Raw genomic sequence first — 10,727 nt, 5'->3', positions numbered from 1 at the left:
CCAAAAGGCCGCCTACGCCCCCGGCGCCAGCACAAAACAGCCGCCCCGCGGCCCGGAAACACGCGCCCCCAGCGCCGGCGACCCGTACACGAGGCCCTTCGTCCCAATCCTCACGCAAAAATCAACGTTATTGGAGGTGTCCAGCTGCGTCAGCGAGAGGTCCTGGCCTTCTTCCGGGGGAGTGGCGCCGCGTTTCGCGGGTCTGGAGGGCATCCATAGATGTTGGTCACGGCCGACCATCTATTTGAATTTGTTGGCGGTGCCACCGACCTTGTAAGCAAGTAGCTGATCTTCAGAACATCCTGACACTGATCTAAAAAGCTTTTCTAGGTCTTGCCGGGCAAACTTTACTGCTTCCGACCGAGGCGTGGGTGCAAACTGTGACAAAAATGTCTTTAAGGAAAGGTTGTAGGCGCAAAATATCAAGATTACGGTTACGCCGATTCCAATCGGGGGATATTGCAGGCGAAGCGGTTCGCCGCCCCGGGATCGCAAGGGGGCAGGTCATGGCTGCTGGTCAAAAGCTCAACGGTTCGACGGTTAACGCCACTATCGGCGTGGATTCTGCGACGGGCGAATACCGATACACCTTTCAAGACCCTGCTATCGATATGCAGATTAGCTTGACTAATTCGTCTGGCATCATCGTCGATACGACACTGCGCGAGATGAATGACAAGTTCTTGCTCGAAAGTTCTTCAGGCGACACGATTAACGCGGGCGGCGGCAACGACACCTTCGTGGTGGCGAACACGTCGACTAGCCTGAACGGCGATGTCCTGGTAGGCGGTCCCAATAGTGTGAACGTCGTGCAAGTGATGGGCTCGGGCACGACCATTGACCTGACCGGCGCCTCGGCTGGCACCGCGGCCTCGACCGGGATCGAAGCAGTCGTCGCGCACACGGGGCTTACCGGCGAGACCGTGGACGTCAACCTCGCCCACTTGCAGAGTTCGACGCTCACCGACGCGGGCGCGGGGCCCGGAAAGGCCTTCGTGGCGCTGATTGGCGCAGACGGCCAGGTTAACGTCACGTCCGGAGCGGCGTTCCAACTGGTGGGCGTTATGAACGCCGCCGGCCAAGGATTTTCCGCTGCAGGAGCGGCGCTCAGCGGCGCGGATACGGCGACCCTCGCATCCATGGTGACGCGGATCGACGATGTGCGGGGAACCTTGGCGACCGATTATACAGGCGAAGCGGACCCGACAAAGCAGAGCTATGTCCCTGGTGCGCTCAGCGCCTACGTGTTTTCAAACGGAAGCGCCTACTACACTGTATGGACCGACGGCACGGTCCATCAGTTGACGCCGGCCGGCGCCACTGTGGTGACGGCGTTCCAGCCCGGCCCCTCGACGCCCGCGACCGACGTGCTCGGCACCTTTTCTCAGTTTAGCAAGAGTGACACGTGGGCGTCCGGCGCACTCGGCATCAATCCGCAAGGGCTCACGACCCTGAAGCTGGGCGATGGAAACTCGCTCGCCTATGCCGCCATCCAGATCAAGGCTGGCGCGTCAGGCACTGTCATCCGCGGCGACAGCGGAGCGAACGGCGGCGACTGGTTCGGCTTGGGCGGAAGCGGTGGCGGCAATTACATCTATGGGACCAAGGCCGGCGACATCTTCGACCTCCAGCTAAGCACCTCGTTGGCCGACATCCTGCGCGGCGCCGGCGGCTTCGATGTCGTCGTCGCAAAGGCCATCGGAACCGACGTCAACCTGACCGCCAACAATCCCAACACCGGCATCGCCGCCACCGGCATCGACGCCGTCGTGGGTAGCTCAGGGAAGACGCAGACGGTCGAAGTCAATCCCAACGCTCTAGCTATCACGCTCGATTCCACGGGCGCTAGGACGTCGGTCTTCGAAGCAATGCTGGGCGGGGATGCGAGCGACACTGTGACCCTTGAGGGGCCGGGCAAATGGGCGCAGATTGCGACCTTCGCTCCAGGCGCCCCGCTACCCACCCACGCGACGCCGCTGGCAGACGCTCCGATTCTGGACGGGCTCTTCGGCCCTTCCAAGGAGACGGCTGAGAATTCCTTGACCGGCACGCTTTTCGAATCGGTCGGGGCGAGGGGCGCTGCCCTGAAATACGTGACGATCTACTCCGACTCCGCGATATCGAACCAATTGGCCAGTGCATCGCCGGCGCTGTTGGTGCAGGCCATGGCGCAGATGCCCTCGACGTCAGGAACCTCATCCCCGACTGTGGTCGCGCCCGCTAATACGAGCGCGGTCACGCTCGCTCATACTTAAGGCGGGACCAACGCCGAGCAAGGATTTTGACGGTCCTCCAGGCCACGGCGCTTGCGGCTTTAGTCCCCATCCAGCCCGTTCGGCTTCGGACGGAGTTCTCAGCCTTTCTGGCTTGTGGTCCCGAAGGAACATCGCGTCGGCGCCGCGAGGTAGTCGACGCGACTTGCGGGCGTCTCGAAAGCGAAACAGAGCCATGCGATTGTTCGATCTGCCGCCTGATTGTGCCCATCAATCCGAAAGTCAGGCGGTAAGAAGGCCCCGGCCCTGACCACCGGGGCCTTCACCAGCAATCGGCGCGTCGCAAATCCGTAACGTCACTGTGCGATCATCGTGGCCGCACCTTCGCGAGGCGCCTTAAGCATCACGGCTTGGTGCATAGATGACCCCATGCTCGGTCCTGAAAACTTCTTCGCTAGGGCCACCGAGGCGGATAGTCGGGCAAAGGCTGCGCCCACAAGCGACCTGCGCGCCAAATTCGTCGCCATGGCGGCGGAGTGGCGAGAACTAGCCGAACACATCCGACGCCGTGATCCGCCCGATCTTTCCTTGGCCGATCCGGACCCCGCGAGGATCAACCGGTCGGATATCGACGTCCATCTCGGCCGACAGCTACGTGAGCGACGGATCTGGCTCAGAAGGACGCAGCAAGACCTGGGGGTTGCCATTGGCGTGCGCGCCAAGCAAATTCGGAAGTACGAATTCGGCGCAGGGCAGATACCGGCCTTGCAGCTGTGGTTTCTAACCAAGGCGCTGGACGTGCCGATGAGCTACTTCTACGAGGGACTGAAGGAGTAAGTGCGCTGCTTCGCGCAGTTCAGAGCCGCGGACGGCGCCATCCTCGTCCGCTGCGAGGATGACCTGGCCGACGAGCGCGAGTGGCCGCGCCTTGTTACCGTCGCCATAGACCGGTTCCGGCGCGAGTATCATCGACGACGAGGACGTTGGAGTGGGATGTGTTGGCGCCGGACCGCTCGTCGCACGCCATGTTCCTTTTCGGCAGAGATTATCACGAGGCTGATTCATGCTCTGTTCCGAGGCTCAGCGGCCTGCGTCTGCTGAGAAGATGATAAGGCAATTCGAAGCTTGGCCCGTCCGACAAGGCAATGTCTTCGCAAAAGCTCCACGGCGCTGTGGGAATCGTGGGCTCGCCTTCTGACCCCTGCCATCCCTACAGGCGGCCGAGGGCCTCGAGGCGCACGGCATCGAGGCCCTCGTTTGGCGGGGCAATTTTTGAGGGTGGCGGCGGCGCGAAACCGAAACAAAGCTGCGCGATTACGCACTGATCCGAATGTCCGTCATCGCGGGGCGGTCCCACGCAGCTGTTCAACCTCGCCCAAGTCCGACGGAAATGGCCTCTTTGGATGCCGACGTCAGCGTGCGGGCGTCCAAGACTCGGGTCCAATGCGAGCCGCTTCGTCAACACCCACAAGGGGAGCTCTCCCAGGAAGCGCGCTCCAACCCGCAGCGGACAGTCTTCCGGCCGCTCATCTGTGGGCGATCATCGGCGTGGCGAGCAGCGATTGAGCGGGCGCAGGCAGGGCGTCGATGATGAAGCTCGACGCGCCGCGGTCCGAGGTGAAGGCGGACATGGCGGCGACGAATCGGTTGGCTTGAGCGGCGAGCGCCGAGGGATCGTGGACGGTGGTCCCGCCATGACCATCGTCGGCGGCGACGAAGGTCGAGCTCGTATAGTTGCCAACCAGGTTGATCTTGGAGGTTTTCGTTCCGTCCGTGACGGTCAACACACCGCCGGTCCCGTGCCCGTTGTCGGCGTAGGTCGCCGTCGTCGAGCCGGACACGAAGCCGATGTCGAGTAGGTCGAGCGACGACGTGCCAGCCAGGGAGAGACCGGTGACCGAGCCCGCGTAGCTCTGGGACTGGGAAAGTTCGAGCACCCCCGTGCTTCCGGTGAAGCTGACGTTCTCATTGAACGAGGAGGCCGCGTCGAGGACGCCGCCATCGATCGTCGCAGCCCCCGAGCCGCTCACGGCCCCGTCGAGCGTCAGGGTTCCCCCAGCCGCTGAAAGGGTCCCGGAGTTGGTGACAGCGCTCTTGACGACCACATCGCCCGACGCGCCGGCCTGGATGAGGCCGGTGTTGGTGATCGCGCTGGCGCCGGTGTCCACTGTGAGGACCCCGGTGCCGTCGCCCACGATGGAGCCTTGGTTGACGAGCGTCAGCTTGCCGTCGCCGATCAGACCCGAGCCGGTGATCTCGTTATCGACATTGGTCAAAGTCGCGTTCGAGGCGACGCCATAGACGCGGTCCTCCGTGCCGTTGTTCAGCACCAGCTTGCCGCCGCCCTGGAGGGTGGCGCCCGTGGCGCCGACGACCAGATCGCTGAACCCGGTCGATCCGAGGAGAGACACCGTCGCCTTGTTCGAAAGCGTGCCGATGAGCTCGAGAGACGAGGCGTTCGCCACCTCCAGTAGCCCCTTGTTGGCCACCAGGCTCGGACCGCCCCTCAGCACGTTCCCGAGGCCCGTGGCCTCGATCACACCCGTCCCGCTGGTCTCCAAGATTCCGCCAACCACGGTCGAATGCGAAAGCACGATCTTGGAGCCCGCGCCGGCCGACAGGATCCCACCAGTGGAGTCGGTCACCTTGGAGGATTTGATGGCGAGCCCGGCGGCGCCGGTGGCCTCGATCAAGCCGGAATTGGTCAAGGTACCCTTGTTGATCGTCAGCGCCTCGGTGGCGCCGGTGGCGTCGATCACCCCGGCCGCTTCATTGACCAGCTTCAGCTCGGCGATGATCCCCTGGCCTTGAATGAGGTTGTCGACGTTGGTCAACGTCGGCGCCGCGGCCCCCCCGATGATCTCGTTGTTGTTGCCGGTGAGATTGACCTGGCCGTGACCGCTGAGCGTGAGGCCGGCTGGCTGCACCACCAACTTGGTCAAGTCACCGCCACTGTGGATGACGATCGAGCCGGTGTTGTCGACCGCGCCGCCCAAGGCCAGGGTTCCGTGGTCGTTGACCTCGATGACGCCCGCGTTGGCCCCCGAGCCCGTGCCATTGGCGGCGGTGAAGACCGCGGCGGCGCCGCCGATGGTGAGGGTCGCGGTCGAGGCGGTTTGGATGCTGCTCACCGTCTCGCTGGTGGTCACCGCCACCGTGTAGTTCGTCGAGCCTGGCGCATCGAGGATGGCGTCGTCGGACGCGCCAGGGACGGCGCCCGTGTTCCAGTCGGAGGCGGTGTTGAAGTTGGCGCTGACCTGATTGGTCCAATGGGTCGCAGTCATCAGACAGCCCTTTCTAATCGGGCGGCAGCCCGATGGTTGCAAGATTGCCTTGGAGCGAGAGCTTAGCCTTTGTAAGCGCAGGTCGTGATGATACGGTCACGCTTTACTCAAAATTCTGTGACGATCTTTACACAGACTTTTCATTGCCTTCCGGCACGAACGAAAGTGATGCGATCCTGAGCCGCGATCTACCGCAGAGGCCGGAGCGACAAGGAAGGTTCCTAATTTGTGAATTCTTGACGACACTTTAGCTCAAGGCCTTGCCATTAGCGACCGCGCGCGCGAAGACAACATAGCTCGGAGGTGGGGCTTCGCAATGTTGGCGAGAATACTTCTGGCGACCAGCATGCTATTGCCGACGGTCGCGGCAGCACAACCTGCAGTCAATACGGTTCTTGTCTTTCAGATCGGCCAATCGAACGGTCAGACCGCAAGCACGGTGAACATAGAGCCGCCTTTGTCGGCCACTGCGGCGACTGGTGGCGGGCCGCCCTATTCGGCGACATTCACGGCCAGCTTCAGCCCGACGCCGCTCCCGGCGAAGAACTTCGACACTGCCTATCCGGGCATTGGTACGCGCGCGCCCTCTCCGAATTCGGGCACAATGACGGTTGCGAGCGTCGCAAGCGGTAAGATCTATGCAGGGGAGACCGTCTCGTGTGCGGGTTTTGGCACGACGCTGCGAATCACGAGCGATCAGTTTGGGGCCGCGAGCCAAGGGTTTGGACTCGGGAAGTACGTAGTCGACCAGCAGCTGACGAGCGGTAAGACAAGCTGCATCGGCGCGCAAACGGATGTTGGCGGCGGCGGAACATTCCTTTCAAACTTCAAGATTTGGAACTACGTCACGAAGGCTTGGCAGGCCTACAACCCCGTTCAAGGGCCAGCCCAAAACTCAAATACGGCAGGCAACGGCGCGGGGGGCACGTCGCGGACGTGGGGCCCCGAGGCCGGATTCGCGGCCAACCTTCTGGCCGCAAATCCGAACGCCACGCTCTACATGGTCAAGCAGAACATTGGCGGGACGCGGCTTTGCCCCTCCGCGGGCGCCGCCGGTTGGGCTGCGCCCTGGGGAAGCGTCCCGGGGTTTTATCTGAGGGATTTGCATGACGCGGTGGTCGCGGCGGAGGCCGCGCTACCGACAGGCGGCTGGACCATCCCAACTATCATCTGGATCCAAGGCGAACGTGACGCCCAAGACCTTGGGAACTTTGGCTGCAACGCCTTCGGGAACGGCAATTACGTTTACGCCGATAATCTGATCGACCTTATCGATGTGCTAGCGATCCCTGCGCAGCAGAAGTTCACCGCGATGGGCTCGATCTCGGGGGATGTGCTCACCGTCAATGGGACTCCAAGCGACGTTATCCGTCCGGGCGACCTTGTGTCCGGCGCGGGGGTCCCGGCCCTTGGCCCGAACACCCCGACGATGGTTATGCCGTACAGCGCGACCTGCAACGGGGTGACGACCACCGGCGCGGGCGGCGCTGGGACCTATTGCGTCCAGGTTTTCCAGATTCCACCGTCGAGCCCGGTGACGCTCACGGACCTTACCAGTGGCGCGACTGTGGCCGGCAGCGCCTACCGGCTCTCTGGACGGGCCATCCGCATCGACGCCGTTACAGGTGGCGCGGTGACTTTGGGCGATACGCTGAGCGCGCCAGGGGTGCTCCTGCCCGGAACCTATATCTCGAAGCTTTATGATGGCTCGGGCGCCGCGGGCGCCTATGGCATCAATAAGTCACTCTCGATCGCATCGGAGGCGCTGACGTTCTCGGCTCCTGGCTGGGGCGCGGGCGCCGGAGGCGGCGCCGGGGTGACGGGGGCCAAATTTGTGATCAGCGAGGTGCAGAACGTCGGTGCCGCTTCGCCTGACCATGAGGACGATGGCGTCAGCCGGGCCCAGGAATACCTCAACGGCAAGACCTATGGTGTCCCGATCATCACGATCCAGCGGTGGGATGGGCCACTGAACGGCCTGCACGATTTCCCGAGCTTTCTCGAGGAAGAAGGGCGGCGGATTTTTCGGGCGTCGGTGGGCCAGTGCGACTACACGACAGCGACCTGCTAGCGGCGTCAAGTTAAGTGGGTATGGCGGTGGTGGCCAAATCCCTGTGCGTCCGGGTGGTTGTGGCGAAGGCCCCGGGGGTGCTGGATCCTCCGGGGCCTCCGTCAGCCGCCACCGTGAAGGGCCATCAACTCGGCTGCGCCGACAAATCTGCAATATGTGGAAACATTGTTGCTAAAGCGTAGTCTCCTTCAGCGGGGTCTCTTGGCCGATCGCCGGTGTGGGGAGCCATGTTGTCCGGGCTTGTTGCGGTGGCGATAGCTCGTTTTGGTCAGGAGCCCCGCCGGCTGCTGAGGAGCGAGGGCACGTTAGCGTCCGTTTGGGGCGGTATCCCGGCCCCGAGTCCCGAGGACGAAGGCTGGGCGAAACCGGCCAACGCCTGAACGAAGTTCGACACCTGAATCACGAGGGGGTGATCGGAAAGGCCGACGGTAACGGCGCCGGCGTCGCTTGCAGTACTAAGAGGGCTCGACGCCTTCATCGGATCGTAAACTGACACTTGCGCGAACTTGGCGGCGAAGCTCACGGTCACCGACTCAGTGGGCGCCGGAATCGGCGTGTGGCTAAGCGGGTCCCAGATGCTCGGCTCAGCCCACAGCACAACGTCGTAGACGCCCGAGGAATTTTCTATTGCCAGGCTTTTGCCGCTGGCCGGCATCCCGTTGAGCGCGTAGCTCAGCGAGCTGGGCGCGAAGCCATTCGCCGCCGCGCCCGGATCGCTGAGGACGGACGTTAGGTTGTGGAGCGCGGCGGCGGCAGGCTTGGCTTGGCCGTCCGCGGTGAAGAGGCCGAAATGGTCTCCGGCATTCGCGCCGGTGGGGTCAGCTCCGTCGTCGGTCAAGTCGTAGAGGTAGGTCGCGCTTAACCCAAGTTTCGCCGCGTCCATGAGCAGGTTGAGGGTGAGTTTGGCCTGGGTACCCGGATCGACGCCTTGGGCCGGAAGCGAGTCATAGCCGGCCTCGGTCACATAGAGCGGCTTCCCGGGCATCAGGCTTTGGACGCTAGCCTCGGCCGCCGCGAGCAGTGACATCGGCTCCCGCCCTCCTCGCGGATAGAAATGGATGTTGGCCGCATCGCAAGGAGCGGTCGCGGGCAAGGGAGAGTCTGTGAAGTCTAGCACGGGGATCGAGGCGGTGAGGGGATCGGCCTTCACCCGCGAATAAAGCGTTTTCTGATACGCGATGGCCGCGGCCGTTCCAGTCAGGCCGTCGTAGCGAAAGGGGAAGTTGTTGACCTCGTTGGGTCCCTCGATCGTCGAGACTGCGCCGGGGTGGGCCGTGAGGAAGGCATCGAGGTCCTTCAAGGTCGGGGTCAAGTCGCCGCCCGTCAGCCAGTCGAATTTGAGGCCGCCGGCGGCGAGCTGGCCGAAGCTCGCGACCTGCGAGGGCGGCGAGTCCGGGCCGATGGCGTGCTGGCGGACGGCCGAGAGACCAAGATAGGTCATCTCGGAAAGGATCGTCGCGGGCCCGTAGCCGGGATGACCAAGGTGGATATTCACGCCGATCGCCCCGGTAAAGTCGGCCGCCCGCTCAGGCGTCTGGGTGAACGTGGTCATGGGCCCGGCCCCGCGCCAACTTGGTCGCGAAGCCCCTACCGAGGGTAAACTAAGATCAGCATAAACTTTGCAGTTAAGGCGCTTTAATGGAAAATATTGGACTCCACTTAGGCGATCTCATCTTACGAAAAGTCGATGCCCCCGAATATTCGGGGGCTCCGCTGGCACCTAGGGCCAATCAGCGCAGAAAGTCGAGCGCCCGTTGTTAGGGGCGGCCCCAGTCGTCAGGCAGCGACTCTGGTAGCGAACTCAAGCAACGGTGCGGGGTCGGCTAAAGGTTCTTCTGACCATGGTCCTGCGGGAAAGGCCGAATTGAAAGACGTGCTGCGCCAAGTCCTTACCCTTCTTCTTGCTCAATGTGAAGACGAAGGGGCATATCCGGGAGCCGTCTAATCCGCCGGTACTCGGCTAGCGCGTGATCGATCAGGCGCGACCTTTCGGCCCCCTCAGTCGCAGCGGCGGCGTCGATTAGTTCCAAAACCCGTTCCAGCGCGTCACGATGCTGCATGCACGTCGACCTCTTTCGCGCATGCGGAGCGACCTTCGCTGTGCAGTCAAGCTACAAATCGAAGACGCTGTTGCGCTAGTGATCCGTAGGCGTTCGAGGCGGGGGGTGCGTCTGGTCTCGACTACGCCTACCTGTGGCCGCCATCTAGATGGATCGCACAAAGTACTCGACTTCGGCGTCGAACCGAGCAGGCATGGCGCCATGCCCGCCGCGCGGCGAGACATTGCGCAAGACCTGATTGTCGAGGCCCTGACCGACCGCCTGGAGACGGCCCTGGACTTCTGCGCCAGCCAATACTGCGTCCCCAAACAAGCCGGATTCCGGACGTGTTGACCGCGTTCAAGGCCGCTTTCGGATTGCCTCGCGAGAAACTGGGCCGACCGATTGGCGAGCGGTGAGATCGCTTCGCTGAAGGACATCGCTAAGGAGCGCGGCCTCTGCCGGCAGTACGCCGCGCGTTTCGCGCCGCTGGCTTGGCTCGCGCCCGATTTGGCTCAGGAGATCCTGGAAGGGCGTCAGCCGAAGGCGATGTCGCTCGGATCCCTGACGCGAAGTCCGCTACCGATGGATTGGCAGGAACAGCGACGGCTTTTCAACGAGTGGCGCTGAAAAATGCCGTCGCACATAACAGGCGCGGCTACCCTATTTCGCCCTGTTATCGGCGCCTGATTAGGCCCTGATAGGGGCCTGTTCCTCTCCTGTATTTGCGCGCCTTTCAGAGGCGAAGCTTTGGCCTCTAAGTGACAGAGAGAACGGCAATTTTCCGGATTTGCCTCGGCCACGCCAAGGTCAGAGACGCAATATCACCTGTTATCACCCGACTTGGGCGGAACCTGTACAGAGTGTCCGCTGGCGGCCTACCTCGCTGTGCGAAGGTCGCCGTGCAGGAGTCCACGTCCCTGGGGTCGCTGGCGAGAAGGCCCTGGCCTGCCCCGAGGCCGGCCTTCGTCGCCATGAACTGAGACGCCAGGGCGGAAAGTGGGGTGACCCGCTAGTCCGGTTCCGCCTCACCGACCACGGCCGAGGCGTCGCTCGAGACGGGCGCGAGCCCGACCGCTCGGGCCGGCGCGGGCGTGGCGTCGTCGCCGGGCTTGTCGAG

Annotated in this window: 6 protein-coding genes; 4 read left to right on the top strand and 2 right to left on the bottom strand. The window is 63.2% G+C overall.

Features of this window, described 5'->3' with window-relative positions:
• The first annotated feature begins 506 nt into the window (after positions 1 to 506).
• On the top strand, positions 507 to 2,255 hold the full coding sequence (locus JOZ00_RS10995; RefSeq protein WP_293343629.1) for a hypothetical protein: 1,749 nt from the start codon (positions 507 to 509) through the stop codon (positions 2,253 to 2,255).
• Between the two features lie 387 nt (positions 2,256 to 2,642).
• Positions 2,643 to 3,050 carry a helix-turn-helix transcriptional regulator gene (locus JOZ00_RS10990; RefSeq protein WP_293343627.1) on the top strand — a complete coding sequence of 136 codons (408 nt, stop codon included), beginning with the start codon at positions 2,643 to 2,645 and terminating at the stop codon, positions 3,048 to 3,050.
• Positions 3,051 to 3,739: 689 nt separating this feature from the next.
• Here JOZ00_RS10990 and JOZ00_RS10985 read toward each other — a convergent pair.
• Entirely contained in the window at positions 3,740 to 5,368 is a 1,629-nt protein-coding gene (locus tag JOZ00_RS10985; RefSeq protein WP_293343625.1) for a hypothetical protein, read from the bottom strand.
• A 475-nt stretch (positions 5,369 to 5,843) separates the two neighbouring features.
• Here JOZ00_RS10985 and JOZ00_RS10980 point away from each other — a divergent pair, with 475 nt between their 5' ends.
• Positions 5,844 to 7,568, top strand: coding sequence for a hypothetical protein (locus tag JOZ00_RS10980; protein ID WP_293343623.1), 1,725 nt, complete (start codon positions 5,844 to 5,846; stop codon positions 7,566 to 7,568).
• A 268-nt stretch (positions 7,569 to 7,836) separates the two neighbouring features.
• Here the strand turns inward: JOZ00_RS10980 and JOZ00_RS10975 are convergent, their stop codons facing one another.
• Positions 7,837 to 9,120, bottom strand: coding sequence for a hypothetical protein (locus JOZ00_RS10975; protein ID WP_293343621.1), 1,284 nt, complete (start codon positions 9,118 to 9,120; stop codon positions 7,837 to 7,839).
• Positions 9,121 to 10,012: 892 nt separating this feature from the next.
• Here JOZ00_RS10975 and JOZ00_RS10970 point away from each other — a divergent pair.
• Positions 10,013 to 10,237, top strand: coding sequence for a hypothetical protein (locus tag JOZ00_RS10970; protein ID WP_293343619.1), 225 nt, complete (start codon positions 10,013 to 10,015; stop codon positions 10,235 to 10,237).
• Positions 10,238 to 10,727: the final 490 nt, after the last annotated feature.

Source organism: Mycobacterium sp., from assembly GCF_019243155.1.
GTDB lineage: Bacteria > Actinomycetota > Actinomycetes > Mycobacteriales > Mycobacteriaceae > Mycobacterium.
The sequence above is the reverse complement of the archived record's forward strand: the minus strand, read 5'-3'. Positions and strand labels throughout refer to the sequence as shown.